Source organism: Micromonospora ureilytica (genome assembly GCF_015751765.1).
Taxonomy (GTDB): domain Bacteria; phylum Actinomycetota; class Actinomycetes; order Mycobacteriales; family Micromonosporaceae; genus Micromonospora; species Micromonospora ureilytica.
The window spans coordinates 514,900-540,815 of the sequence record NZ_JADOTX010000001.1 but is presented as its reverse complement, the minus strand read 5'-3'; the positions used below and the strand labels follow the sequence as shown (position 1 = coordinate 540,815).

General features: G+C 72.4%; 22 protein-coding genes. 8 read left to right on the top strand and 14 right to left on the bottom strand.

Translation table 11 applies throughout. From position 1 onward, the window contains the following. Positions 1-94: 94 nt before the first annotated feature. From IW248_RS02515 to IW248_RS02505, 3 genes are all read right to left on the bottom strand, one after another. On the bottom strand, positions 95-970 hold the full coding sequence (locus IW248_RS02515) for a hypothetical protein (RefSeq protein ID WP_196925476.1): 876 nt from the start codon (positions 968-970) through the stop codon (positions 95-97). Between the two features lie 158 nt (positions 971-1,128). Then, a complete protein-coding gene (locus IW248_RS02510; protein ID WP_196925475.1) occupies positions 1,129-2,808 on the bottom strand; it encodes a CocE/NonD family hydrolase in 1,680 nt (559 codons plus the stop codon). Between the two features lie 3 nt (positions 2,809-2,811). Continuing rightward, on the bottom strand, positions 2,812-3,327 hold the full coding sequence (locus tag IW248_RS02505) for a MarR family winged helix-turn-helix transcriptional regulator (protein WP_196925474.1): 516 nt from the start codon (positions 3,325-3,327) through the stop codon (positions 2,812-2,814). 123 nt (positions 3,328-3,450) lie between these two features. On the opposite strand from IW248_RS02505, the gene IW248_RS02500 reads away from it, so the two are divergent. Then, the gene (locus tag IW248_RS02500; RefSeq protein WP_196925473.1) at positions 3,451-5,577 is read left to right on the top strand and encodes an MMPL family transporter; all 2,127 of its coding nucleotides are present in this window, start codon (positions 3,451-3,453) and stop codon (positions 5,575-5,577) included. Between the two features lie 45 nt (positions 5,578-5,622). On the opposite strand, the gene IW248_RS02495 is transcribed toward IW248_RS02500, so the two are convergent. Together IW248_RS02495 and IW248_RS02490 are read right to left on the bottom strand one after the other, a co-directional pair. After that, the gene (locus IW248_RS02495) at positions 5,623-6,489 is read right to left on the bottom strand and encodes a lytic transglycosylase domain-containing protein (RefSeq protein WP_196925472.1); all 867 of its coding nucleotides are present in this window, start codon (positions 6,487-6,489) and stop codon (positions 5,623-5,625) included. Positions 6,490-6,524: 35 nt separating this feature from the next. Then, entirely contained in the window at positions 6,525-7,943 is a 1,419-nt protein-coding gene (locus tag IW248_RS02490; protein ID WP_196925471.1) for a DedA family protein, read from the bottom strand. A gap of 133 nt (positions 7,944-8,076) precedes the next feature. Here IW248_RS02490 and typA point away from each other — a divergent pair, with 133 nt between their 5' ends. The 3 genes from typA (at position 8,077) to IW248_RS02475 (ending at position 11,686) form a co-directional block, all read left to right on the top strand. Beyond that, positions 8,077-9,945, top strand: a complete 1,869-nt coding sequence (gene typA / locus IW248_RS02485; protein ID WP_196925470.1) for a translational GTPase TypA — start codon at positions 8,077-8,079, stop codon at positions 9,943-9,945. Positions 9,946-10,059: 114 nt separating this feature from the next. Further along, positions 10,060-10,911 (top strand): serine hydrolase, encoded by an 852-nt coding sequence (locus IW248_RS02480; protein WP_124816678.1) that lies wholly within the window; start codon positions 10,060-10,062, stop codon positions 10,909-10,911. Between the two features lie 73 nt (positions 10,912-10,984). Beyond that, positions 10,985-11,686 (top strand): lysoplasmalogenase, encoded by a 702-nt coding sequence (locus IW248_RS02475; protein ID WP_196925469.1) that lies wholly within the window; start codon positions 10,985-10,987, stop codon positions 11,684-11,686. On the opposite strand, the gene IW248_RS02470 is transcribed toward IW248_RS02475, so the two are convergent. Beyond that, positions 11,655-12,452: a tyrosine-protein phosphatase gene (locus tag IW248_RS02470; protein WP_196925468.1), complete on the bottom strand. Its 798-nt coding sequence runs from the start codon at positions 12,450-12,452 to the stop codon at positions 11,655-11,657. The two genes, IW248_RS02475 and IW248_RS02470, sit on opposite strands and share 32 nt — an antisense overlap. A 44-nt stretch (positions 12,453-12,496) precedes the next feature. Between IW248_RS02470 and IW248_RS02465 the strand changes: the two genes are divergently transcribed. Both IW248_RS02465 and IW248_RS02460 read left to right on the top strand, forming a co-directional pair. After that, positions 12,497-13,594, top strand: coding sequence for a mandelate racemase/muconate lactonizing enzyme family protein (locus IW248_RS02465; RefSeq protein ID WP_124816683.1), 1,098 nt, complete (start codon positions 12,497-12,499; stop codon positions 13,592-13,594). A gap of 60 nt (positions 13,595-13,654) precedes the next feature. Then, positions 13,655-14,578 (top strand): C40 family peptidase, encoded by a 924-nt coding sequence (locus IW248_RS02460; RefSeq protein WP_196925467.1) that lies wholly within the window; start codon positions 13,655-13,657, stop codon positions 14,576-14,578. Between the two features lie 84 nt (positions 14,579-14,662). On the opposite strand, the gene IW248_RS02455 is transcribed toward IW248_RS02460, so the two are convergent. The 3 genes from IW248_RS02455 to pnuC all read right to left on the bottom strand — a co-directional run bounded on the left by IW248_RS02455 (position 14,663) and on the right by pnuC (position 17,751). Beyond that, entirely contained in the window at positions 14,663-15,661 is a 999-nt protein-coding gene (locus IW248_RS02455; RefSeq protein ID WP_196925466.1) for a TerC family protein, read from the bottom strand. Between the two features lie 312 nt (positions 15,662-15,973). Next, positions 15,974-17,059 (bottom strand): AAA family ATPase, encoded by a 1,086-nt coding sequence (locus tag IW248_RS02450; RefSeq protein WP_307787649.1) that lies wholly within the window; start codon positions 17,057-17,059, stop codon positions 15,974-15,976. A gap of 35 nt (positions 17,060-17,094) precedes the next feature. Continuing rightward, positions 17,095-17,751, bottom strand: coding sequence for a nicotinamide riboside transporter PnuC (gene pnuC, locus IW248_RS02445; protein ID WP_196925465.1), 657 nt, complete (start codon positions 17,749-17,751; stop codon positions 17,095-17,097). A gap of 82 nt (positions 17,752-17,833) precedes the next feature. On the opposite strand from pnuC, the gene IW248_RS02440 reads away from it, so the two are divergent. Beyond that, positions 17,834-18,127: an antibiotic biosynthesis monooxygenase family protein gene (locus tag IW248_RS02440; RefSeq protein WP_088949279.1), complete on the top strand. Its 294-nt coding sequence runs from the start codon at positions 17,834-17,836 to the stop codon at positions 18,125-18,127. Between the two features lie 121 nt (positions 18,128-18,248). Here IW248_RS02440 and IW248_RS02435 read toward each other — a convergent pair whose 3' ends face one another. The 4 genes from IW248_RS02435 to uvrB form a co-directional block, all read right to left on the bottom strand. After that, positions 18,249-19,106, bottom strand: coding sequence for a helix-turn-helix domain-containing protein (locus tag IW248_RS02435; RefSeq protein ID WP_124816689.1), 858 nt, complete (start codon positions 19,104-19,106; stop codon positions 18,249-18,251). A gap of 196 nt (positions 19,107-19,302) precedes the next feature. Then, positions 19,303-19,671, bottom strand: coding sequence for a VOC family protein (locus tag IW248_RS02430; protein WP_124816691.1), 369 nt, complete (start codon positions 19,669-19,671; stop codon positions 19,303-19,305). Positions 19,672-19,787: 116 nt separating this feature from the next. Next, positions 19,788-20,600 (bottom strand): helix-turn-helix transcriptional regulator, encoded by an 813-nt coding sequence (locus IW248_RS02425; protein WP_307787647.1) that lies wholly within the window; start codon positions 20,598-20,600, stop codon positions 19,788-19,790. A 73-nt stretch (positions 20,601-20,673) separates the two neighbouring features. Further along, on the bottom strand, positions 20,674-22,782 hold the full coding sequence (uvrB, locus tag IW248_RS02420; protein WP_196925464.1) for an excinuclease ABC subunit UvrB: 2,109 nt from the start codon (positions 22,780-22,782) through the stop codon (positions 20,674-20,676). Positions 22,783-22,988: 206 nt separating this feature from the next. Here uvrB and IW248_RS02415 point away from each other — a divergent pair, with 206 nt between their 5' ends. Next, a complete protein-coding gene (locus tag IW248_RS02415; RefSeq protein WP_231396144.1) occupies positions 22,989-24,704 on the top strand; it encodes a hypothetical protein in 1,716 nt (571 codons plus the stop codon). A 9-nt stretch (positions 24,705-24,713) separates the two neighbouring features. Here IW248_RS02415 and coaE read toward each other — a convergent pair whose 3' ends face one another. Then, entirely contained in the window at positions 24,714-25,895 is a 1,182-nt protein-coding gene (gene coaE, locus IW248_RS02410) for a dephospho-CoA kinase (RefSeq protein ID WP_196925463.1), read from the bottom strand. Positions 25,896-25,916 lie beyond the last annotated feature (21 nt).

The following is a 25,916-nucleotide window of genomic DNA, read 5'->3' as shown; positions in this document are numbered from 1 at the left end:
CACCCGCAACGACTGTTGCGCAACATCTATTGCTCAACAGCCGTTGCGGATTGCGTCAAGAGGGGCGGCCCGGCGGCTACGAGCCGCCCCTCGCTCAGGCGACGAGCCGCCGGGCCAACTCGTCGGCCACCTGCTTGGCAATCGTGGGTGGGATCGCGGCCGCGATCTCCTCCGGCGTCAGCCCGGCCAGCACGCCCTGGATGATCGCCTCCTCGTCGGTGAAGTCCCGGTTGGACAACGCCGTCAGCGCGGCCTGCAGGGCGGTCAGCTGGACGCCAAGCGACGTCAGCGTCGGGTGCGCCGAGACGAAGTTCGGGACTGTGGCATCCTCACCCATTGCCATCCGGGTGTAGATCTGCCCGACCGGGTTGCGGCCATCCAGCACTGTGAGGTTCTTGTGGACGGTGGCCAGCCAGTTGTGCTCTTCGGGGGTCATGTCGTCGTCCTCCAGGAGTCCGATGGAGCTGAGGTAGCGGCGGAACAAGGGCCGCTGGTCGCGGCCCGCCTTGATGGCGTCGCGGAAGAAGCTGAAGTGGGTGTGCCAGCGGTGTGAGCTGTCGCCGCTGGTGCGCTTGCCGAGGCGATCCCACCGCTTCACCGTGCTGCCGTCGAGGCTGTAGATGATCTCCCGGATGTCCCGGGTGTCGGCCGCGTTCGCGGCGCACTGCGCGACGCACCACGCCGAGAAGCTGGCCAGGGTGTTCGTACGGCCACCGGAGCGGACATCGAACATGCCGACGTCCAGCGCCGCCGCGTCGAGGGTCAGCCCGGCCCGGTCCCGGGGCGACTCGACCACCGAGTAGTCGTTGGTAACCACCCGGTCCGATCCGCAGTGGTAGCCGCCCCGGTGGGCCGGGTCGCCGACGATGCCGACCTCGCCCGGATCCAGGTCGTCCGGCCCGGGGGCGTTGTCGAGGTGAGTGAGGAGGAGGCTTCGGACGGCCAGAAGATTAGCCGGGGCCCGCGTCATGGGGTCCCCCTTTCCGAAAGGCGGGGACCGGGCACGACGTCACACCGCGTACGCGGTGCTGGGCTTTTGACGAACCCGGCCTACTGATGCACGGCGCCGGGCGTTGACTCAACCATAGCCCGCATTTTCGGCAAATGCCCAGCTCAGGATGGGTCCGTTCAGATTGGAGGCTGCGGCGGGGCAGAGTGGACGATCGGCAACAGCAGCGCCGAGGGGTGAGCCGGATCGTGCAGAACCTGCCGCCAGCCGGCACGCAGCGTCACCGCCGTACCGAGAGTTTCCCCGGTGCCGGGGTTGCGGGCCCACCGTGGATGGGCGCCACCGGACACCTGCACCCGCAGTCGGTGCCCGGCGGCGAACCGGTACGCGGTCGGCCAGAGCGGCACCGGAATCCGCAGCGCCCCGGAAGAGTCGGCCGGGAAGCGCTCGGGTGTGACCCGCACCAGACCGTCGCACACGTTCCACGAACGACCTCGGCGGTCCACGTCGCACAGACGGACGAAGACGTCCAGGTACGGCAGGTCGCTGCGGACGTGGATCTCGGCGCGGACCGGGCCGATCACCTCGATCGGCCCGGTCAGCGGGGCGCTGGTGTAGGTCAGCACGTCGGGGCGGGCCTCGACGTGTCGGTTGTCCACCGGGCCGGCCCGCTGGGCGACGAGCAGTGGCCCGCCCAGCGACGGGGTGGGGTCGGCGGGGTCGTAGCGGAACTCGTCCGGTGTCGACACGACCGGCGGGCGCGCCGCCAACGCGCCACCGGGTTGCAGGTGCCAGGCGGTCTCGACCGCCGGTGGTGGCCAGTCCGGCAGGTCCCGCCAGCCACCGCCGGCGCCGCTGACGTACAGCCGGACGGGCGCCGCGGTGGGCCGCGCCCGTCCGCGCCGCCGAGGCACGGCGGGCAGGTGCTCGTCGAGCCAGGCCAACCCCTCGCGCAGCGCGGCCACGAACAGTCCGGGGCTGCCGTGCGTCCACGGGCCGATCACCAGGCGCGGCGGGGTGCCGGCGGCGCGCAGAACGGCGTGGTCGTCGAGCTGGGCGGGCAGGAAGATGTCGTGCCAACCGGTGACCATGACCACCGGCGCCCGCACCTTCGCGACCTGGTCGCCGAAGACCCGGGTCCGCCAGTACGCGGCCTGCGGGGTGTGGTGGCGCAGCCACTCCTGGAAGAACGGGATGGTCACGCCGGTGGCCACCCGGTCGGCGTCGGCCAGGGGCAGGTGCTCCAGCGCGGCCGCCAGCCGGGGCTGCCCCCGCTTGAGCTCCCACTGCCGGGCCAGCCACGGCACGGTCTGCGCGTGCAGCAGCTCCGCCCAGGTCAGCACGGTGTCCAGGGCGAAGGACTCCCCCGCGTACGTCGAGTCCCGGGTGGCCGAGGCGGTCACCACGGCGACCATCGCCCGCAGTTCCTCGCCGGCGTCGGCGGCCAGCGCCCACTGCGCGAAGCCCTGGTAGCTGACCCCGAACATGCCGAGTTGCCCGGACCACCAGGGTTGGCGACGCAGCCAGTCCAGGGTGTCCACGCCGTCGTCGCGCTCGTGCACCAGCGGGGCGAACGTCCCGCCGGAGCCGCCGGTGCCCCGACAGGACTGGATCACCGCGTGGCAACCTCGCGCGGCGAGCAGCCGACCGAGCAGTCGCAGCGGTCCGCCCCGCCCGTAGGCGGTGCGGATCAGCACGGTCGGCGCGTCGCGGTCGCCCGGGGCGTAGTGATCGGTGCGCAGCACCACACCGTCGCGGGTCCGCACCGGGAGGTCCCGACCGACCCGCACCGGGCCGGGACGGGTGGGAGGCAGGCGCAACGCGGCGCTGGCGAGGTGCGTGACGAGCCGGGCCGGCACCGGTCAGCCCGTCGGGCGGCGGGGTGGCTCCGGCCGGGCCGCGCGCACCGCGTCCCGGTGCCCCCGCAGCGACTCGCTCATCTCCGCCATGAAGCGGTGCACGATCTCCAGCTCGTCCTCGGCGAAGCGGGCCATCACCGTGTCGGTACGGGCGCCCAGCGGCTGGAAGAACTCCATGGCCAGGGCGGCGCCCTGGTCGGCGTAGTGCAGCAGCACCTTGCGCCGGTCGACGGTGTCCCGGTCACGGCGGATGTGTCCGGCCCGTTCCAGCCGGTCGATCAGGGCCGTGACCGAGCCGGAGGAGAGGTTCAGCTGCTCACCGAGGCGGCCGGGGGTGATCGGGTCACCGAGCAGTTCGGCGTCCATCACCGCGATCAACGCCTGCAGGTCGGTCGGGTTCAGGCCGTGCAGGTTGGCGAAGGCGTGGCCGACCTGTTGGGCGTCCACCGCGTACCGCCGAAGGTTGTTGGTGATCTCCGCGACCAGCTGCTCGCGGCGCGTGTCGCGCCGTCGGTACATGCCGTGAGTCGCCACCTCGCGCCGCTCTTCCCGTCGTCGGTCCCCCGGGTTGCAGCATAGAACAGCCCTCGATAATCTCGGCTATCAAGATACTCGACTAGCGAAAGACCTTGGGGTTCCCTGATGTCCGTGTTCACCAGAGTCGCTCGCGGCCGGCTGGCCGCCTGGCTCACCGTGGCCACCGCGATCGTCGTGGGCGCGGCCGTCTTCGGAACGCCCCAGCCGGACAACCCGGCGCCGGTCTCTGCCACCGGACTGTCCGTGCGCTGGCAGTCGACCCAGGTGCAGCGTCTCCAGGACCAGTTGCCGTCGCGCGACGTGCAGCCGGCCATCGTGGTGGTCAGCCGGGGCGACGGCGGCGCGCTGAGCCAAGCCGACCGGGCCACCGTCGGCGCGCGCGCCCAGGACCTGCGCCGCTTCGCCGTGGGCGGGCAGGTCAGCCCCGCACAGGTCTCCCCGGACGGCGCGGTGGCCCTCGTCGCCGTGCCGCTGGACACCGCCGGCGGGCAGGAGGTCGTCACCGACACGGTGACCCAGCTACGCACCGCCCTGGCGGACCTGCCCGACGGCCTGACCGTCGAGGTGACCGGCGCCCCGGCCTTCACCGCCGACCTGTCCTCGGTCTTCGACGGCGCCGACGTCACCCTGCTCGCGGTGACCGCCGCCGTGGTCGCGCTGCTCCTGCTGATCACCTACCGCAGCCCGTTCCTGTGGATCGTGCCGCTGGCCGTCGTCGCCGCGACCGAGCAGCTCACCCTGCGCGCGGTGGACGTCATCGTGCCGGGCGTCGGCATCAACCTCCAACAGGGTCAGGTCACCGGCATCGCCAGCGTGCTGGTCTTCGGCGCCGCCACCGACTACGCGCTGCTGCTCATCGCCCGCTACCGGGAGGAGTTGCGCCGCGAGGAGGACCGGTTCGCGGCGATGCGCGCCGCGCTGCGCCGCACCGCGGAGCCCATCCTGGCCAGCGGCGGCACAGTCGTGCTCGGCGTCCTCACCCTGCTACTCAGTGAGCAGGAGACCAACCGGGCGCTGGCGGTCGCCTGCGCCACCGGTGTGGTCTTCGCCATGCTCTCGGCCCTGTTCGTGCTCCCCGCCGTGCTGGTGCTCTTCGGTCGCGGCCTGTTCTGGCCGTTCGTACCCCGGGTCGGCGGCCCGGTCCGCGAGGGCCGCCTCTGGGGTCGACTCGGCGCCGCCGTGCGACGCCGCCCGGTGGTGGTCGCGACGCTGGCCACAGTGCTGCTCGGCGGCCTGGCACTGGGTGGGCTGGGCATCCGCACCGGCCTGTCCGAGACCGAACAGTTCCGCGCCGAACCCGAGGCGGTGACCGGGGCGCAGACCCTGGCGCGGGCCTTCCCCGCCGGCAGCACCCAACCCGTCGCGGTGATCACCACCCCGGCGGCGGTGCGGGCGGTCACCGACGCCGCCACCGCGGTACCCGGTGTCGCCTCGGCGCGCCCCGGCGACGCCGGCGCGGCCGTCGCCCAGGTCGACGTGGTCCTCGACGCCGAACCCGGCACCACCGCCTCGGACCGGGCGATCGAGGCGCTGCGCCAGGCCGTCGCCGCCGTTCCCGACTCCGCGCCGCCGGCCGCCACCGGCGCAGACGCCCCGTCCGGGGCGATCGTCGGTGGCTCCGTGGCCGCCACCTACGACTCCGACGAGGCCAACGACCGGGACCTGCGACTCATCTTGCCGATCATCCTGCTGCTGGTCGGCGGCGTGCTCGTGCTCCTGCTGCGTGGCCTGCTCGCGCCGCTGCTGCTGGTGCTCACCGTGATCGCGTCGTTCTTCGCCAGCCTCGGCGCGGCCTGGCTGCTCTTCGACCACGTGCTGGGCTTCCCCGCCCTGGACAGCGGTGTCCTGCTGCTCGCCTTCGTGTTCCTGGTGGCGCTCGGGGTGGATTACAACATCTTCCTGGTCACCCGGGCCCGGGAGGACGCCCGCACCGCCGGCACCCGCGCCGGGATGCTCTCCGCCCTGCGGGTCACCGGCGGCGTCATCACCAGCGCCGGTGTGCTGCTCGCCGCGGTCTTCGCCGTGCTCGGCGTGCTGCCGCTGATCACCCTGACCCAGATCGGCATCATCGTCTGCATCGGTGTCCTGCTCGACACCCTGCTGGTCCGTACGGTCCTGGTGCCGGCGCTGGCGTTCCTGCTCGGCGACCGCTTCTGGTGGCCCGGCCGCATCACCCGCGACCCGGTGGAGGCCACCCCGCGGTCGCCCGAGCCGGTCGCCGCGCACGACTGACCGACGCGTCGGGGCCGTGGCGTATCCGTCACGGCCCCGACGAGGTCAGTACGCCAGGCAGACGCACTCGTTCATCAGCGCCCGCACGTTGCGCACATACGACGGGTTGGGGATGGCCAGCGGCTTCCCCTCCTGTGCCACCGCGCCGTGCCCGAAGTTGTACGCGGCGATGACCGCGTTGAGCAGGCAAGAATTCAGCGCGCTGGTGCACAGTGCCGGGTCGAGGCGGAAGTCGGACTCGAAGTACATGTCGCCGATGTACTTCGTCGCCCAGGCCAGGTAGGTGGCGCCGAGGTAGGCGTTGTCCTGGTAGGCATCGATCTTGTAGCTCTTCTCGAACCGCTGGTTCATCCAGCTCGCGGTGGCCGGCATCACCTGCAACAGCCCGACCCCACCGTCGCAGGCGTAGATGTTGGACTGCCAGCCGCTCTCCTGCCAGGCGGTCGCCTTCAGCAGGGTGAGCGGGATCTTGATGTCCGGCGCCGAGACCGGCCAGTAGGTGCGGTCGGCCGCGTCGGTCAGCGCCGCCTTCACCTCGGCCCGGGTCGCCTTGGTGCCCTTGTAGGTCGGCTTGCAGGAACTCGGCGCCGGCTTCGGGGGCGCCGGCGGAACCTCGGTCTCGGTGGGCGGCTTCGGCACCGCGCGCGGTTTCGGTGCCCGGGTCGGCTTCTTCGTCGGCTTCGGGGTCGCGCTACGACTCGGCGCCGCGCCCATCGACTCCACGGCGCTCACCGACGGGCTCGGCTCCGCGCTGACCTCGTCGGACGGGGCATCCGTCGGCCCGTCGGTGACGGCGACCGGCGCGGCCACGTCCTGCGGGCTCTCCCCCTTGGCGGCGCAGCCGACCATGGCGCTCGCCAGCAGGAGCCCGGCGAGCACCGCGGCGCCCAGCCGATCGGTCCGTCGAACCATGCCGTTGCCTCCCCCGGTGTGATTGTCGCCGCACCCTAACAAGGCTCGACCGGTCGGCGGTGCCCCTCCGACGGCCGCCGGGACTGGTCCACCGGCGGCTGACCATCCCCCACCGCCCGGTCCCGGGTCGCCCAGGCGACCATGAACACCACAGTCCAGAGCACCCCGAGCAGCACCGCCGCGGCGGTCCCGCTCGCCGTCTCCAGGCCGAGGTAGAGCCGAGCGCCGCCGATCCCGAGCACCCCCGCCGCGGCGGTGGTCCAGGCGGCCACGGCCACCGGCCAGTGGGCGCCCCGCGACACCAGCCAGGCCAGGGTGCAGAAGCTCGCCGCGACCACTGCGTTCTGGGTCGAGAGCGGGCCCACCTCACCGCCGCCCGGGGCGGTCCCGTTCGGGCCGGTCACCTCGGCCACCACGGCCAGCACCACCAACGGCACGAACGCGCCGACCGTGCCGACCACGCTGAGCAGATCCGTCCGCCAAGGTCGGTTGCGCCACGCCAGCACCGCCGCCACCACGGCCACCAGCAGGATCAGCACCGACCCACGTACCACCGACACCACGACCAGCGTGGCGTCGGCGGCGTCCGGGGTACGCCGGGCGGCGAACCACCCCGCGATGGCCCCGTCCAGCGCGGCCAACCCACTGTTGCGGACCGCCACCGCGAGCAGACCGGCGATGGCGAGCCCGGCGGCGAACAACAGCAGCAGCCCGGCGGCCAGATTGAGCAGCAGCGTCCAGGCCGGGCCGATCCGCATGGCCACCAGGAAGAACAGCACCCCGTAGCGGGCGGTGAGCCACCGCACCGGCGGCACCGCTCCCGCCCGGGACAGCAGCGCACGCACCGGATCGGGGTTACGCCCCAGCCAGCGGCCGACGAGCACCACACCCAGCAGGCCGGCCAGCAGCAGGAACGCCACCCCGGTGGCCCGACCGAGCAGCCGGGAGACCGTGTCGTACGACTCACCGGCGAGGTGACCGAGCAGCACCGAGCCGCTCACCCAGGTCGCCACCCCGGCCAGGTTCCACAGGGCGAACCGCCGGTACGGCATGTCTGCCGCACCGGCCAGCCGGGGGACCAGGGTGCGGGCGAAAGCCACCCATCGGGCGGCGAACACCCCCCGCCCACCGAGGCGGGCGAGCATGGCGTCGGCGCGGGCCCACCGCTGCGGCCCGACCCGGTGACCCAGTCCGGCGCGCAGCCGAGGGCCGTACCGCCGCCCGGCGCGAAAGGCCAGCCCATCGCCGAGGACCGCCGCGACGATCATCGCGAGCAACGCCGGCCCGAGCCGCAAGGTACCGTTGTAGGTGAGGAAGCCGACGAGCAGCAGGGTAGCCTCACCCGGCACGAGCAGGCCGAAGATCACCGCGGTCTCGCCCGCCACGATCAGCGCGGCGACCAGGTAGATCCACAGGGTGGGCAGACCCTGCACCCAGGTCAGCAGGTCGTGCACTCAGGCCCCCGGGACACGGGAGCCAGCATGCCAGCCGGACGAACCACCGGCACAGCGGTTTCACCATAGATCAGGGGCACCTGGGGGTGACCCCGACGCAGCCTGCGCGAGCGCAGGCGGAAGGATAGAGGGTATGCAGCTTCGCACCGACCTCCGCAACGTCGCCATCATCGCTCACGTCGACCACGGCAAGACCACCCTGGTCGACGCCATGTTGCGGCAGGCCGGCGCGTACGGCGCCCGCGGCGAGAACACCGAGCGGGTGATGGACTCCGGAGACCTGGAGCGGGAAAAGGGCATCACGATCCTGGCCAAGAACACCGGTGTGCGTTACCTGCCGGCGGACGGCTCCGACCCGGTCACCATCAACATCATCGACACCCCTGGCCACGCCGACTTCGGCGGCGAGGTCGAGCGCGGCCTGACCATGGTCGACGGCGTGGTGCTGCTCGTCGACGCCAGCGAGGGCCCGCTGCCGCAGACCCGCTTCGTGCTGCGCAAGGCCCTGCGGGCCCGGATGCCGATCATCCTGGTGATCAACAAGGTGGACCGGCCCGACGCCCGGATCAAGGAGGTCGTGGACGACACCTACGAGCTCTTCCTCGACCTGGACGCCGACGAGGAGCAGATCGACTTCCCGATCGTCTACGCGTGCGCCCGCGACGGCATCGCCTCGCTGACCCAGCCCGCCGACGGCTCGGTGCCCGAAGACAGCACCTCCCTGGAGCCGCTGTTCCGTACCCTGCTGGACACCATCCCGGCACCCTCGTACGAGGACGGCGCGCCACTGCAGGCCCACGTCACCAACCTCGACGCCTCGCCGTTCCTCGGCCGGCTCGCGCTGTGCCGGGTCCGCCAGGGCACCATCAACAAGGGTCAGACGGTGGCCTGGTGCCGCACCGACGGCAGCACCCAGCGGGTCCGCATCTCCGAGATGCTGATGACCGAGGGCCTGGAGCGCACGTCGGCCGAGACCGCCGGCCCGGGCGACATCATCGCCGTCGCCGGCATCCCTGAGATCATGATCGGTGAGACTCTCGCCGACGTCGAGAACCCGGTCGCGCTGCCGCTCATCACCGTCGACGAACCGGCCATCTCGATGACCATCGGCACCAACACCTCGCCGCTGGTCGGTCGGCTCAAGGGCTCCAAGGTCACCGCGCGGATGGTCAAGGACCGGCTCGACAAGGAGCTGATCGGCAACGTGTCGCTGCGGGTGCTGCCCACCGAGCGCCCGGACGCCTGGGAGGTGCAGGGCCGCGGCGAGCTGGCGCTGGCCATCCTGGTCGAGCAGATGCGCCGGGAGAGCTACGAGCTGACCGTCGGCAAGCCGCAGGTGGTCACCCGGACGATCGACGGCAAGATCTGCGAGCCGGTCGAGCGGCTGACCATCGACGCCCCGGAGGAATACCTGGGCGCGATCACCCAGCTCCTCGCCACCCGCAAGGGCCGGATGGAGCAGCTGGTCAACCACGGCACCGGCTGGATCCGGATGGAGTGGCTGGTTCCGGCGCGTGGCCTGATCGGCTTCCGCACCGAGTTCCTCACCGACACCCGGGGCACCGGCATCCTGCACCACGTCTTCGAGTCGTACGAGCCGTGGTTCGGTGAGCTGCGTACCCGTAACAACGGCTCGCTGGTCGCCGACCGGGCCGGCGCGGTCACCGCCTTCGCGATGACCAACCTGCAGGAGCGCGGTCAGCTCTTCGTCGAGCCGACCACCGAGGTGTACGAGGGCATGATCGTCGGGGAGAACTCCCGCTCGGACGACATGGACGTCAACATCACCAAGGAGAAGAAGCTCACCAACATGCGGCAGTCGACCTCCGACGAGACCGAGAAGCTGGTCCCGCCGCGCAAGCTCACCCTGGAGCAGGCGCTGGAGTTCTGCCGCGAGGACGAGTGCGTCGAGGTCACCCCGGCCACGGTGCGCATCCGCAAGGTGGTGCTCGACCAGCAGCTGCGGGGCCGGGCCACCGCCCGCCGCAAGCACGCGGGCTGACCCCACCAGCACCCGACACCGGGCGCGTCGGCCGCTTGCGGCCGGCGCGCCCGTCGCTTTTCCCCCCGACGGGTACGCGAGCCCGCCCACCCCTGATCGGCTACGGTCACCGGCATGACCTGGGATGATCTCGACGCCCACCTGGACCGGGTGCCCGGCACCGTCTCGGCGTACGTGGGGCGGCTCGACGCGCCGCCGGCCTTCACCCGCCACGCGGACGCCGCCCACTACGCCGCGAGCACCATGAAGGTGGCGGTACTCGCCGCCCTGCACCGCGCCGCAGAGGCCGGCACCCTGGACCTGGACGCCCCGGTCCCGGTCGTCAACGAGTTCGACTCCGCCCAGCCCGGCGCACCCCGCTTCGCCAACGCGCGGCCCTACGACAACGACGACGCGGTCTGGGACCGCATCGGCGGCACCGCGTCGCTGCGCTGGCTGGCCGACCGGATGATCGTGCGTTCCAGCAACCTCGCCACCAACCTCGTCCTCGGGCATGTCGGGCTGCCCGCGGTCGCCGAGGTCTGGGCGCTCGCCGGGGCCCGCAACAGCAGCACCGGCCGCGGCATCGAGGACTTCGCCGCCCGCGAGGCCGGCATCACCAACACGGTCACCGCCGCCGACCTGGCAGCCCTGCTCGGCGCACTGGCCGCCGGCGCCAACACCCCCGGCCGACTCGCCTCGCCGGCCGCCTGCACCACAATGCTGGACGTCCTGCTCGCCCAGGAACACCGCGAGGACCTCGCCGCCGGCCTGCCCGAGGGCACCCGCATCGCGCACAAGAACGGTTGGGTACGCGGCGTCCGCCACGGCGCCGGCGTCGTCCTGCCCGACGACGCCCCGCCGTACCTGATCGCCGTCTGCACCACCACCGACCTGGCCGGCGGCGACGACCAGGTGGAGGACGACGCCTGCCTGCTGCTCGCGCACATCTCGGCGCAGGTCTGGGCCGCCCGCCACCAGCTCTGACCCACAGCCTCGACGGCGAGGCCAGCGCCGCCGACTCCGGCTAGGCTGCTCGCACCCCACCCCGGAGCCGCCGATGCCCCGCAGTCGTACCGTGCTGATCGCCTTCCTCGTCGTCACGGCGGCGAACCTGCTGGCCAACGCCACAGGCGGTGGCCTGGCCTTCCTGCTCACCAAGCCGCTGCTGATGCCGCTGCTCGCCGCGTACCTCTGGCGGGCCAGCACCGAACGCGCAGCGCGACCGGACCGGCTGGTCCTCGCCGGGTTGGCCTTCGCCACCGGCGGCGACATCGCCCTCATGATCGACGGCACCTACTGGTTCCTCGCCGGCATGGCCTGTTTCCTCGGCACGCACCTCTGCTACCTCGCGGCGTTCACCCGCCACGGCGCCGCGACCGCGCTGCGCCGCCCGCCGCTGGTCGCCGTCCCCCTGGGGTACGCGGTGCTGACCGTCGTCGCCCTGACCTGGATGTGGGCGGGGCTGACCGACGCCGGCCTGGCCGTGCCGGTGGCCGGCTACGCGCTCGCGCTGGCCGCCATGGCCAGCACCGCCACCACCCAGGGCTGGCGGGTCGGTCTCGGCGCCGCGCTGTTCCTCGGCTCCGACCTGTTGATCGCCGCCGGGGTGGCCGAGGTGGCCCAGCCACCCGGCGCGCCGGTGCTGGTCATGGCGACCTACGCCGCCGGCCAGGCGCTGATCGTCACCGGTTGGGTCGCCCGCGCCCGCACACCCACCGGCGCACCTGTCACTCCAGCAGCTGCGCCCGCAGCGCCGTGAGGTCGGCGTCGGTGAGCCCCAGCCCGTCGCGCAGGTACACGTCGAACGAGCCGTGCACCCGACGCACCTCGGCGTAGCCGGCGTCGAGGTACTCGGTGCGAACCTCCAGCACCGGCAGCACCGCGTCCACGTCCAGCTCGGGATTCCGCCGGCGCATCGCCTCGACGATCACCGCCCGCAGGCTGTCGGTCAGCTCGTTGTTGCGCAGGTAGTCGGCGCGGATCGCCGCCTCGTCCACCCCGAGCGCCGTCAACAGGATGACGGTCAGCCAACCGGTGCGGTCCTTGCCGGCGGAGCAGTGGTAGAGCAGCGGCAGATTCTCCGGCCGGGCCGCCAGCCGCACCGCCTCGGCGAAACCGACCCGCGCCGACTCACCAGTGACGAACCAGCGGTAGATCGCCGCCATCGCCCCCGCGGTGCCCTGCCGAGCCAGCTCCGCGTACGCGTCCAGGTCGTGACCGAGCAGCACCGCCGAGACGTACGTGAAGACCGGGTGCTCCGGATCGTGCACCGGCAGGCGCACCACCCGCGGCTCACCGGCGAACCGGTCCTCCGGGGCGACGGTGATCTCCGTGGTGGCGCGCAGGTCGACCACGCACGCCGGCCCCAGCTTCGCCAGCACCGGTAGGTCCTCGTCGGTCAACCGACCCAGCGCCGGAGTGCGGATCAACTGCCCGACGCGGACCCGCCGCCCGTCCGCGCCCACCAGCCCACCCAGGTCACGCGCGTTCGGTGCGCCCACCAGCTCCCAGCCCTGCCCGGTCATCCGGTCTCCCCTCCCACCGTGAACCTTCTTATAGGGTGCCTCACATGACGATCTCGGCGGTACGCACCCACCGGGTTTCCGCCCCCTTACACACCCCGTTCGTCACCGCACTGCGCCGCACCACCACAGTGGACACCCTGGTCGTCGAACTCGTCGACAGCGACGGCCGGTCCGGCTTCGGCGAGGCGCCCCAGGTCTGGCAGGTCACCGGCGCGTCGGTCGCCGGGGCGCAGGCGTGCGTCCACGAGCTGCTCGGCCCGCAACTGATCGGCCGTGACCCGGACGACCTGGTGACCCGTTGCGCCGAGGTGCAGCGCGCGGTGGTCGGCAACGAGGCCGCGAAGGCGGCGGTGGACGTCGCCCTGCACGACCTCGCCGCGCGGCGGCTGGGCGTACCCCTGGTGCGGTTGCTCGGGGGCACCACGCTGCGGGTCCCGACGGACGTCACCCTCGCCGCGGGCGACGCGGTGGACCTGGCCGCCGCGGCACGGCAGCGGCAGGCCGACGGTTTCGGCGTGCTCAAGTTGAAGGTCGGCACCGACGCGGCAGGTGACCTGGACCGGGTACGAGCGGTGCGGGCGGCCGTCGGCCCGGGCACCCGGATCCGGCTGGACGCCAACCAGGGCTGGACGCCCCGGGAGGCGGTCCGGGTGATCCGCGGCATCGAGGACGCCGGGCTCGACGTGGAGTTGGTCGAGCAGCCGGTGGTCCGCTGGGACCTGGACGGGCTGGCCTGGGTCAGCGACCGGGTGTCCGTGCCGATCCTGGCCGACGAGGCGGTCTTCGGGGTCCGCGACCTGGTGGAGGTGATCCGCCGCCGGGCCGCCGACCTGGTCAACGTCAAGCTGGCCAAGTGCGGTGGGCTGCACCCGGCCCGTACCCTCCTCGACCTGGCCACCGCCCACGGGCTCGGCACGGTGGTCGGTTCGATGATGGAGAGTCAGGTCGGCATCGGGGCGGCGGCGAGCCTGGTCGCCGCGTACGGCACCACGGCGGTCGCCGACCTGGACGCCGCCTGGTGGCTGGCCTGGTCACCGGTGCAGGGCGGGATACGCTACGACGGGGCGACCGTGGTGCTGCCGGATGCCCCTGGCCTGGGAATCTCCGGTCTCGCTGAAGCAAAAGTGCAGGCTCATGGTTGATGGCCGTCGGTTTCTTTCATAGAGTTCGCCCTGGACAGCCGACACGATCTGGGGGTTGACGTGGAGCTGCAACCGGGCCGTGAGGCCGTCGTCCGGGTCGCCGTGGCGACGCTGTGGACCTCGCCCGAGGCGGTTCGCCCGATCGACTGCCCAGCGCTGACCGCCGGCGTCGACATCCCGACCTGGGTCTCCGGAATGGACACCGAGCAGCAGGTCGGCGACTGCGTGCTGAGCCAACTCCTGCTCGGCGAACGGGTCCTCGTCAGCGAGCTACGCGCCGACGGCTGGGCCCGGGTCGTCGCCGTCGAACAACCAGCCGCCAAGCTGGACCCCCTCGGCTACCCGGGCTGGCTCCCCGCCGGGCAGTTGGCAGTCCCCGACCCGGCCCACACCAGCACCGACCACCCGCTGGTCGTGGACGCCACGGTCACCGGGCTGCACGCCACCCCGAACGGGCCGGTGGTGCTGCCCGGCGTCGTCGTCGGCACCCGCCTCATCCCCGCCGGTCCCCCGCGCGGCGACTGGCGGCCGGTGCACGTCCCCGGCCGGGCCACGCCGCTCTGGCTGCCCGACGCCCACCTGGTCCCGGCGCCGGCCACGTCGCCGACCGCCGAGCAGGCCCTCGCGGTGGCACAGCGGCTGCTGGACGTGGTCTACATCTGGGGCGGCCTCTCCGCGCACGGCATCGACTGCTCGGGGCTGGTGCACCTGGCCTGGCGGCGGTTCGGGGTGCTGCTGCCCCGCGACGCGGACGACCAGGCCGTTGCCACCACCCCACTGCCGTTGGGCGCGGAACGCCCCGGCGATCTCTACTTCTTCGCCCGACCCGGCCGCAAGATCCACCACATCGGCATCGTCACGGCCACGCCCGGCGACGGCGGCCAGCGCCGGATGCTGCACGCCTGCTACCGGCGGCGACGGGTCATCGAGGAGCCGCTACCGGCCGACCGCACCGCCACGCTGGTGGGCGCGCACCGGGTCTAGGTGTGCCGTCGGAAGGGCCGGCCAGCTCTTCCGACACACGCCCTTTACCGGCCGGGCGCGTGTCCGCACCCGGCCGGTGACCGGTCAACGTCGGGCGTCGGCCAACTCGCGACGCCGGTCCCGGGAGGACTTGATCAGGCTGGCGGCGGTGGCGATGCCCAGGGTGCCGATGATGACCAGCAGCGACAACCAGATCGGGATGTGCGGCGCCCAGCCGACGTGCTCGCCACCGTTGATGAACGGCACCTGGTTGTCGGCCAGCGCCTCCAGCACCAGCTTGACCCCGATGAAGCCGAGCACGACGGCCAGGCCGTAGCTCAGGTAGATCAGCCGGTCGAGCAGGCCACCGAGCAGGAAGTAGAGCTGCCGGAGGCCCATCAACGCGAAGACGTTCGCGGTGAAGACCAGGTACGGCTCCTGGGTGATGCCGAAGATCGCCGGGATCGAGTCCAGTGCGAAGATCAGGTCGGTGGTGCCGATCGCGATCATCACGATCAGCATCGGGGTGAACAGCCGCTTGCCGGCCGCGTGGGTGGTCAACTTCGCGCCGTCGTAGTCCTTCGAGATCGGCAGCGCCTTGCGGCTCCACCGGATCAGCACGTTCTCGGAGAACTCGTCCTCGTCCGGCTCACCCTGCCGGGCCAGGTTCACCGCGGTGTAGATCAGGAACGCGCCGAAGATGTAGAAGACCCAGGAGAACTGCGTGATCAGCGCCGCACCCGCGGCGATGAAGCCGCCGCGCATCACAAGCGCCAGCACGATGCCGACGAGCAGCACCTTCTGCTGGTACTGCCGAGGCACCCCGAAGCGGGCCATGATGATCACGAAGACGAAGAGGTTGTCCACCGAGAGGCTGTACTCGGTGAGCCAGCCGGTATAGAACTGGCCGGCCGCGCTGGCCCCGGAGGTCAGCCAGACACCCACGCCGAAGATCAGGGCAAGGCCGACGTAGAAGGCGACCCAGAGGCTCGACTCCCGCACACTCGGCTCGTGCGGGCGCCGACCGATGATCAACAGGTCGACGAGCAGGACCGCAGTCAGTGCGACAAGCGTTCCCGCCCACACCAATCCGGACACGTCCAACGTTCATTCCTCCGGCAGACACGCGGCGTCGGGCACACCGTACGCCCCCGCGAGGGCCGGCGTGCCGCTGTCGCTCACTCTGGTGACTGTCGGAGGTCTCTTCCGCCGTCGCCCCGGAATGGGGCGGCGACCTACGGGGCCGGGTCGGGACGCCGTGGTTCCGGCGATCGACCGTGCTGACGACTCCGTTGCGGGGGAATACTCCCCTCCTCGGTGACCATTGTTGCCCACCACGCCCCGTGATCACACCCCGGGCACCCGGTGGCGCTGGACACCCGGCCGACGTCACACTCGTTACGGCTTCCTAGGAGGCTAGTGCAGGTCTGGTGCGGCGATCGGGTCCGTGAACGACCAGCCGGCCGCGAGCAGGTCGTCGCAGGCCCGCACCGCCCGGGCCAACCGCTCGGCGTGCGACCCGATCAGCTCCACCACCGGCACCCCGCACCCGGCCAGCTCGGCCCGGAACCGCTCGGTCATCCAGGCCCGCAGGTGCTCACCGTCACGGAGACCGTCATCGGCGAACGGCACCCCCCGGTGATCCGTCAGCAGATACAGCGCCGGCCGGCGGGCCGCCGCCCGCACCTCCCCCGACGCGGTGCCCAGGTAGCGCTCCTCCCACACCGCCGTCGCCCGCGCGTCGGTGTCGCAGACCAGCAACGGCCCGCTCGTCCGGGCCGCCGCGTCCTCGGCCGCCTGCTGCTCGCGGACCACGGCGCGGAAGTCGTCACGATCCCAGGTGACGTCGAAGACGGTCGCCTCCGGCGTCCGTTCCCGCAACCGGGCCAGTTTGCGGGCGGTCAACTCCCGGCCGTACTCCGGCACCCAGGACGTGCCGTAGTGCCCCGCCAGCGCCGCCGCCATCGTCGTGGTCCCGGTCGACTCGGCCCCGACCACCACCACCCGCCGGACGAACCACGCCCGTACCGGCGGGCTCAGCCACCGCCAGTGAGCCGCCGGGTCCGCGCGCACGGCCGTCCCGGACACCGGCGTGGCCCGCCGATCCGGATCCACCGACACGGGTACGGCGTCGAAGCGGCGCGCCAACTCGACGCCGTACGCCTCGGAGGAGAAGACCGCGTCCACCGGCCCCGACCCGACCGCCTCGCGGAACACCGCGCAGTGCGCGTCCCAGACGGCCGGATCGGCGTAGTCCACCGGATGGTCGTCGTACCGGCCGACGAAACGGACCCACGGCGTGTCCGCATGCACCTCCCGCAGCCAGTCGAGGCGCAGCGGGAGCGGGATGGACTCCCGCCGCGAGGGCGCCACGACGACTGTGACCTCCGCGCAGCGGGCGGCGGCGGCCCCGATCAGCGCGTGGTGCCCGGCATGCGGTGGATAGAACTTGCCCACCACCATCCCGTGCCCGAACTCCGCGGCGGTCGAGCGCGCCGACACGCGTGGCTGCGGCGCACGGCCTGACGTCTCGGCGCTCACGCGGTGACCGGGGCCGGGCCGGGCGGGACCGCGCTCGGTCGGTCGGCCCGACGCATGTCGGACCGCCAGGCGCGCAACCCGAGCACACACAGGGCGAGGAAGACCAGGTAGAGGACGGCGGTCAGGTGCAGCCCCTTGTACGCGTACAACGGGATGTAGATCAGGTCGGCGGCGATCCAGAGCCACCAACTCTCCACCCGCTTGCGGGTCTGCCCGTACGTGGCCAGCAGGGACAGCGCCGTGGTCAACGCGTCCGGCAACGGCACTGTCGAGTCGGTGGCCCGGTCCAGCAACACCCAGAGGGCGCCGGTGAGCAGCACCCCGGCGGCGGCCAGCGCCAGCCACTCCCGTCGCCCCGTCCGGCTGACCGTGAGCCGGGTGCGCCGCTCGCCACCGAACAGCCAGTGCCACCAGCCGTAGCAACCGAGTGCGACGTAGACGACCTGGAGCCCCGCGTCGGCGTACAGCCCGGCGGTCCAGAACAACAGCATGAGCAGCAGCACGTTGGCGATGCCGATCGGCCAATTGGCGATCTTCTGCCGGGCCACCAGCCACACGTTGAGCACACCCGTCGCGAACCCCAGCAGCTCCGCCCAGGTGGTGCCCGTGCCGGCCACCCGAAACGCGGTGCCGGTGAGCCAGTCGATGATCATCAGGACACCCTAGGGGCGTCGCCGGCGTCGGAACAGACCCCGCGACACCGGCCGCCCCGACCGCCGTGGGAGGCTGTCCGACATGGTGCTTGAGGTCGCGCTGATCGATGTACTACCCGGACACGAGGACGCGTTCGCCGCCGCGTACGCCGAGGGTCACCCGGTGCTCGCCGGAGCGACCGGCTGCCGGTCCGTGCGGATGACCCGAGGAATCGAGTCACCGACCCGCTTCGTGCTGCTCGTCGAATGGGACTCGGTCGAGGCGCACGAGGAGAACTTCCGGGCCACCGAACGGTTCGAGCAGTGGCGGGCGCTGATCGGGCCCCACTTCGCGGGTCCGCCAGTGGTCGAACACTTCCTCGACGTGCCGGCCTGAGCCGAGCTGTCGTACCCCACGGTTATGGTGCCGGGCGCACGCGCCGGCCGCCGGTCCCGACGGGCTCGGGGGCGCCGGGCCCGGTGGCCGCGCGGCGCGTCACCCTGGGCACCCGCGACAGTCACTCGCCGACGCGGCGGGCCAGCACGGTGATCGTCTCCTCCGGGGACAGCGCCGCGGCCAGCAGCGCCTCGGTCATCCGCTCGTAGCGGTCGACGTCGAGCACGGTGGCCAACCGGACGTCGGTGGTCAACGCCTCGATCATCACCGTCCGCGGGTCCGCCGGGTCGGGAAAGGCATAGCAGGAATACGGTGTGAGCGGATGCAGCCCGCCACCGGCCGCCCCGCGTGGCAACAGCCGCACCGTGACGTGGGACAGCCCGGTCACGGCGACCAGGTGCCGCAGCTGTTCACGCCAGACCGCCACCGGTAGGTCACCCGGGTCGCAGACGGCCTCGGCGAGCACCGCCGTGTAGCGCGGCGGATAGGCCCGCCGCAGCACCTCCTGCCGCAGTGCCCGGGCGCGCACCTCGGACTCCACGTCGACCTCAGGCGTGAGCTGGGCGCCGGCCGCGACCAGCACCCGGGCGTACGCGGGCGTCTGGAGCAGCCCCGGCACCACCGACGGCTGGTACTCGACGATGTCGGCGGCGCCCGCCTCCAACTCGGCATACGTACGCTGCCGCTCGCTCATCTCGCCCAGCGTCTTCCACCAGCCTCGACTGGTCGCCGCGTCCCGGGCGATGACGATCAGCGCCTCCCGGGCGGGCGTCGGCACCTTGTAGACGTCCAGCAGATCGAGCACGTCGGCGAGGTCCGGGCGACTCTGGCCCAGCTCGATGCGGGACAGCTTCGACGTCGAGGCCCAGCCCAACCGGTCGCAGACCTGTTCCAGGGTCAGCGACTCGCGCCGACGGAGCTGGCGCAGTTCTGCGCCGAGACGTGCACGTCGAATGACAGGACTTGTTGGCAGCGGCATCCCGGCCTCCCCACCGTGGGAGACTACGCAGGACGATCACCCAGTGCAATAGCTCGCTCGCACACCGCAATCAGTGCATTCGGTGCGTCGACCGGCCGGGCCGACCCGAACCTGCCGTTTAAGCAGTTCAGCGGCGGTCGCGAGCCGCGAAGCCCCACCCCGGCGGGGCGCGAGTCCCCGGTCGGCTGGGACGGGCTCAGGGTCGGTAGGTGCCGAAGGACCAGACGTTGCCGGCCAGATCGCGGGCGGCGTAGTCACGGGAGCCGTAGTCGGTGTCGAACGGCTCGCGGATGATCTCGGCGCCGGCCGCGCGGGCCTGGGCGCAGTGCACGTCGACGTCCGGCACGGCCACGTAGACGGACCAGTCGTCCTCGGCCGGCCGTCGCGCGGCGTCGGCCCGACCACCGAGCATGATCATGCCGGTGTCGAGGACCAACTCGGCGTGCGCGACAGTGCCGTCCGGCGCCTCGTGCACGGCATGCACCCGGAAACCGAACGCGGCACCGAGCCAGTCGATCGCGGCACGGGGATCGGAATAACGGAAGATCGGATAGATGGTTCGCATGAGCCCATTCTGCGGCCGACGGCGCGGATCCGGATTGGACGAATGTGACCTCCGCTGCCCCGGGCAGCCGAACCGACTGCGGATCGCCGTCGCGACTGCGGGTCAGCCGGCCGTCGTCACCGGGCGGCGAGCAGCGCGGCCGGCGTCGCCCCCGCGAACTGGTGGAAGTCCCGGATCAGGTGGGACTGGTCGTAGTAACCGCAGCTCGCCGCCACCGCGGCCCAGTCGACGGACCGCCCGGTCGCGCCGGCCTGAGCCGACGCGGCGTGCGCCTGCTGGAAACGCAGCAGTCGGGCGGCCATCTTGGGCGGCAGCCCGACCTCCTGCCGGAACCGGGACGCGAGGTGCCGCCGGCTCCAGCCCAGCTCGTCGGCGAGCACACCGACGCTCACCCGCCCACCGCTGCCGACCAGCCACCGCCACGCCCAGTCGAGACGCGGGTCCACCGGCGGGGACGCCACCAGCCGGGCGGCGAGCACCCTGTCGAGCAGGGCGAACCGCTCCGGCCAGCTGGGGGCCTCGGCGAGCCGGTCACGCAGCCGCTCCAACCAACGGCCCGGGAGCTGCCCGACGCCGACGGCCCGATTGGTCAGCTCGCTCAGCGGCAGGCCGAGGAGCCGGCGGGCGGTCAGGGGGGCGAGCAGCAACTCGACGCCCTCCCCCACACCCACAGTGCGCGTGGTGCACCAACTGTCGAAGGTGCCGGCCACGAACGAGTCGACAGCTGTGACGCCGCGCTCCGCGCTGCGCGGGTCGGTCACGTCCAGCGGAGCGCCCCAACCCATGATCAGCACCACGAAGACGCCCGCCGACTCCCGGCGGAGCAGTGGCACGTCCGCCCGTTCCCGGTACCCCACGTACCTGTCGACGAACGGACGCAGGACGGCGTCGGGCAGCCCGAGGACCATCTCGCCGATCGGCGCCGTCACCCGTGCCCGCCCTTCGCGTACCCCGGTCGGCCGGGCCCGAGCTGAACCCTGGACGTGGCCGACCGGGTGGCCGTCACTTCACGCCGGCGGCGTCCATGCCGCGCAGCTCCTTCTTCAGGTCGGAGACCTCGTCACGGATCCGGGCCGCCAGCTCGAACTGCAGCTCGCGGGCGGCGGCCAACATCTGGTCGCTGAGCTCCTGGATGAGCTGGGCGAGGTCGGCGCGGGCCATCCCCTCCCGCGAGGTGATGGTGGCGGCGGACCGGCTGCGGCTGCGGGTCTCCTTGACCGGCGCCTTGCCTCGGGAAAGCTGACGCACCGCGCCGCCGACCCGGGAGTTCTCGGTGTCCTCCGCCTCGCGGTAGATGTCGTCGAGGATGTCGTGGATCTTCTTGCGCAGCGGCTCCGGGCTGATGCCGTGCGCCTCGTTGTGCGCGATCTGCTTGGCCCGACGCCGATCGGTCTCGTCGATCGCCGCCGCCATCGACGGGGTGATCTTGTCGGCGTACATGTGCACCTGACCGGAGACGTTACGGGCGGCCCGCCCGATGGTCTGGATCAGCGACCGGCCGCTGCGCAGGAAGCCCTCCTTGTCGGCGTCGAGGATCGCCACCAGCGACACCTCGGGCAGGTCCAGACCTTCGCGGAGCAGGTTGATGCCGACGAGCACGTCGTAGTCGCCCTTACGCAGCTCGCGCAGCAGCTCCACCCGGCGCAACGTGTCGACCTCCGAGTGCAGGTAGCGCACCCGGATGCCGTTCTCCAGGAGGTAGTCGGACAGGTCCTCGGCCATCTTCTTGGTCAGCGTGGTGACCAGCACCCGCTCGTCCCGGTCGGTGCGCAGCTTGATCTCGTGCATCAGATCGTCGATCTGGCCCTTGGTCGGCTTGATCACGACCTCCGGGTCGATCAGACCGGTGGGTCGGATCACCTGCTCGACGAACTCGCCCTGGGCCTGCTCCATCTCCCAGGTGCCGGGGGTCGCGGAGAGGTAGACCATCTGGCCGACCCGCTCCAGGAACTCGTCGAAACGCAGCGGCCGGTTGTCGGCCGCGCTGGGCAGCCGGAAGCCGTGGTCGATGAGCATCCGCTTGCGTGACGCGTCGCCCTCGTACATGCCGCCGATCTGCGGGATGGTCACGTGCGACTCGTCGACCACGGTGAGGAAGTCGTCGGGGAAGTAGTCGAGCAGGGCGTGCGGCGGGCTGCCGGGCAGCCGCCCATCCATGTGCATCGAGTAGTTCTCGATGCCGGAGCAGAAGCCCACCTGCCGCATCATCTCGATGTCGTAGGTGGTGCGCATCCGCAGCCGCTGTGCCTCCAGCAGCTTGCCCTGCCGCTCCAGCTCGGCGAGGCGCTCGGCCAGCTCCACCTCGATGTCACGGATCGCCCGTTCCATCCGCTCCGGACCGGCCGCGTAGTGGGTGGCCGGGAAGATCACCAGCTGGTCGACCTCGCGGACCACGTCACCTGTCAACGGGTTGAGGTAGTAGAGCTTCTCCACCTCGTCACCGAACAGCTCGATCCGGATCGCCAGCTCCTCGTACGCCGGGATGATCTCCAGCGTGTCGCCGCGGACCCGGAAGGTGCCCCGCTGGAAGGCCATGTCGTTGCGGGTGTACTGGATGTCGACCAGCCGGCGCAGCAACTGGTCGCGGTCGAGCTCCTGCCCGACCTGCGCCTTCACCGCCCGGTTGAGGTATTCCTCCGGGGTGCCGAGACCGTAGATCGCCGAGACGGTCGCCACCACGATCACGTCGCGGCGGGTGAGCAGCGACATCGTCGCCGAGTGCCGCAGCCGCTCCACCTCCTCGTTGATCGAGGAGTCCTTCTCGATGTAGGTGTCGGTCTGCGGGATGTAGGCCTCGGGCTGGTAGTAGTCGTAGTACGACACGAAGTATTCGACGGCGTTGTGCGGCAGCAGCTCGCTGAACTCCTTGGCCAGCTGCGCGCAGAGCGTCTTGTTCGGGGCGAGCACCAGGGTGGGACGCTGCAGCCGCTCGATCAACCACGCCGTGGTGGCGCTCTTGCCCGTGCCGGTCGCGCCGAGCAGCACGGTGTTGCGGTCGCCGCGCCGAACCCGACGCTCAAGATCGTCGATGGCTGCCGGTTGGTCGCCGGCCGGCTGAAAGTCACTGACGACCTGGAAGCGGCTGTCCAGCCGGGGAATGTCGAGCGCCATGCCGTCAACGGTACGCCGGAGGTCCGACAGGAACCGCCGTCACGCCAGGTACGTGATCAGCTTCAATATTCCCATTGTGTGGCCCATGTCACCGGGACTACCCTCTTCATGTAGGCCGCTCGCGGCGGCCGACCGGGCCGGTGGCCAGGCCAACATCACGGCCGGTCACCCCCGGCACTGCGGTCGCAGCACCCGGCTCGTCCGGCGTGCGCACCCGTGTGGTCGCGCTCGAGGCGCAGACCGGCCGCCGCGAGCGCCCCTGCTCGTCACCCCGGCGCCTCCCCGCCCGTTTCACAGCCGTGGACACCTCTCCGACCCCGGCGCCCGACACCGCCCGCACTGCCACACCCCGCCCGGACGACGCGGACACCGGCGCCGACCCGGGCGGCAGCGGCGGCTCGGCCCGGGGCAATGGGCGGCACCGCACCGGCCCGGACACCGCCGCCGCCACCGACACCACCGGGCCGGTCCCGGCCGGCCGTCGTCGGCGTACGGTGCTGATGTTGCTCGGTCTGACGGCGGTGACGTCCGCGACGGCGCTGGTGCTCGGGCTGCTGAGCTGGGCGCCCGACCCGCCCGAGCCGGCCCGGCCGCTGACAGTGACGGAGGGCGAGCGGCTGGCCGCCGTGCGGGTCACCAACCTGCGGGACCTGCGCGCCGGTGTACGCGTCACGGCCGGCACGGGCGCCGCCCGCATCGAACTGGTGGGCTGGGTTGACTGGTCCCGCTCACTGCTCTATCTCGACGTGGGTGGGCCGGGCGCGGGCGCCGAACGCGGGCTGTTGCAGAAGAGCGGCACGGTGCTGGTGATCCGGCCCGATCCGGCGGCGGTGCCCACTCCCGCCGCACCGCCACTGGTGCCCCCGGCGGATCGGTGGCGGCTGCACCGACTGGCACCCGGGGCGCACCTGGCACCGGTGCTCGACCTGCTCCTCGATCTCGCCGCCGACCGCCCGGACACGACCCGGACGGCTCCGTCCAGCGAGGCGCGCTGGATCGCCCGGGACACCGTGCCGGCCGGCCCACTGGACGTCATACAGGCGCCGCTGTCCACCGGCGCGCCGGCCGCCAGCACGGCGCCCGGCACTCCCGGCGCCGCGACGCCCGTCCCTGACGAACAGACCCGATACTGGCTCGACCAGGACGCCCGGCTGCACAAGCTGGTGACCCAGCTGCCCGGTGTTGGCCCGGTCACGATGATCTTCAACCGGGCGGACCGGCCGACACTACGTCCGGTCGACGCCCTGGGCGGCCGGCCCGGTCTGCCCCGCGCGCTGACCGACGCCGAGCAGCGTCGGCTGGACCGGCTGCCGACCCGGCTCCGGGCTCAGGGTGGCGCCACGGTGACGCTTACCGCGCCGATGGGCACGGACACGAACCTGCGGGGCTCCGGCTGGTTGAGTTGGACCGCGCGTACCGCGTACCTCGCGGTCGCCGACCTTGGCGTACCGGATCGCCGGACCCTGCTGCGACGCGACGCCGCCGGTCTGGCCCGGACGGACCTGCCGGCGGCCGCCGCTGGTGGCGGCACCGCGGAGGCGCCGGCCCGGCCGCCGCTGCCACCCCCGGCCGGGACCTGGCGGGCCTCCCGACCCGGCGGGGACGACCTGGGCGTGCTTGTCGACGCCGCGGTGGCCGCCGGGTCCGTCGGGCACCGCGGCGCGGCCGTGCGGGTACGCGAGGACGTCGTCGCCGCACGGACCGTGGACGTGATCGAGTCGGGTCCGGCCGACGCGCGGCTGCGCTACTGGATCGGCCGGGACGGGTCGCTGCGCCGGCTCGAGTTGCGGACCGACGCCGGCGCGTGGGCACACCTGGATCTCCAGCCCGCCGTCGTGCCCCGACTGGCTGCCAACCCTCGGCCCGCCACCCCTCGACCGTCGGCCCCTCGGTCGTCGGCCCCTCGGCCCGGCGCCCGCTGACCGGTTCCCTCAGGGGCGCCAGCCGGTCTGCGCGGCCCACTGCTCGGCCCGCAGGTACTCCTCGTCGAACCACGGGTTCCGGGCCGTGCCGGAATCGCCGACCTCCGGCGCCGCGTCGACCAGGTCCCGCTTGAGCACCAGGTACGCGGCCCGCTGATCCGGGTCGGCACGCAGGTGGTCGCGCATCAGCAGCGCGTACCGCCAACCCGGCGAATCCGCCACCCGCACGTGCAGGCGAACCGGGCGGGCCGGGTCCGCACTGCCGTGCAGCCGCTTCTCCCACCGGCCCCTACCGGCCGGGCGCGGGTCGTCCCACCACTGTCCCGGCACCCGCGGGAACCCGGCGGTGGCCAACCGATCGGCCATCGGCCCGTCGGCGTCGGCGAGGCTGGAGACCGCCACCTGCACGTCGATGACGTTCTGGGCGGCCAGGCCGGGCACCGCCGTCGAACCGATGTGATCGATCCGCAGGGCGTCCGAACCGAGCGTGTGCTGGATCCGGGCGGCCAGCCGCGCGTACTGCTCCGGCCAACTCCCGTCGGCCCCGCCCAGCTCGGTCGGGTCCGGCAGGACCACCCGCCGCTGGCGCAGGTTGTCCTCGTAGGGCACCAGTCGCTGCCTCCACAGCACGTCGACGGCGTCGTACAGCGCCGTCAGACTCCCGTCGTTGGTCAGCACCACGTCCGCCGCCGCCCGGCGGCGGGCGTCGTCGGCCTGGGCGGCGATCCTCCGCTCGGCCTCCGCGCGACCCATCCCCCGGTCGCGCGCCAGCCGCTCCAGTCGGGTCGGCACGGCCGTCTGCACCACGACCACCAGGTGGTACGTCGGCGCGAGACCCACCTCGACCAGCAGCGGTACGTCGTTGACGACGATCGCGTCGGGTGCCGCCGCGGCGGCCAGTTCCGCGGTGCGGGCCCGCACCCTGGGGTGGGTGATCGCCTCCAGCCGACGCCGGGCGGTCTCGTCGGCGAACACCACAGCTCCCAGTGCGGCACGATCCAGTGCGCCGTCGTCGTCCAGCACCGCGTCGGAGAAGGCGGCAACGATCTCGGCCAGCCCGTCCGTACCCGGCGCCACCACCTCCCGGGCCACCCGGTCGGCGTCGATGAGCACCGCGCCCCGCTCGACGAGCCGCGCGGCCGCCGCACTCTTGCCCGACCCGATCCCGCCGGTCAACCCCACCCTCAGCACCCGAACAGTCAACCGGATCCA

Bases quoted from the DNA above. Each gene is read 5' to 3' on its own strand.
- IW248_RS02515 (WP_196925476.1), bottom strand. From the start codon at position 970: ATGACGCGGGCCCCGGCTAATCTTCTGGCCGTCCGAAGCCTCCTCCTC.
- IW248_RS02505 (WP_196925474.1), bottom strand. From the start codon at position 3,327: ATGTACCGACGGCGCGACACGCGCCGCGAGCAGCTGGTCGCGGAGATC.
- IW248_RS02500 (WP_196925473.1), top strand. From the start codon at position 3,451: ATGTCCGTGTTCACCAGAGTCGCTCGCGGCCGGCTGGCCGCCTGGCTC.
- IW248_RS02495 (WP_196925472.1), bottom strand. From the start codon at position 6,489: ATGGTTCGACGGACCGATCGGCTGGGCGCCGCGGTGCTCGCCGGGCTC.
- typA (WP_196925470.1), top strand. From the start codon at position 8,077: ATGCAGCTTCGCACCGACCTCCGCAACGTCGCCATCATCGCTCACGTC.
- IW248_RS02480 (WP_124816678.1), top strand. From the start codon at position 10,060: ATGACCTGGGATGATCTCGACGCCCACCTGGACCGGGTGCCCGGCACC.
- IW248_RS02475 (WP_196925469.1), top strand. From the start codon at position 10,985: ATGCCCCGCAGTCGTACCGTGCTGATCGCCTTCCTCGTCGTCACGGCG.
- IW248_RS02470 (WP_196925468.1), bottom strand. From the start codon at position 12,452: ATGACCGGGCAGGGCTGGGAGCTGGTGGGCGCACCGAACGCGCGTGAC.
- IW248_RS02465 (WP_124816683.1), top strand. From the start codon at position 12,497: ATGACGATCTCGGCGGTACGCACCCACCGGGTTTCCGCCCCCTTACAC.
- pnuC (WP_196925465.1), bottom strand. From the start codon at position 17,751: ATGATCATCGACTGGCTCACCGGCACCGCGTTTCGGGTGGCCGGCACG.
- IW248_RS02440 (WP_088949279.1), top strand. From the start codon at position 17,834: ATGGTGCTTGAGGTCGCGCTGATCGATGTACTACCCGGACACGAGGAC.
- IW248_RS02435 (WP_124816689.1), bottom strand. From the start codon at position 19,106: ATGCCGCTGCCAACAAGTCCTGTCATTCGACGTGCACGTCTCGGCGCA.
- IW248_RS02430 (WP_124816691.1), bottom strand. From the start codon at position 19,671: ATGCGAACCATCTATCCGATCTTCCGTTATTCCGATCCCCGTGCCGCG.
- uvrB (WP_196925464.1), bottom strand. From the start codon at position 22,782: ATGGCGCTCGACATTCCCCGGCTGGACAGCCGCTTCCAGGTCGTCAGT.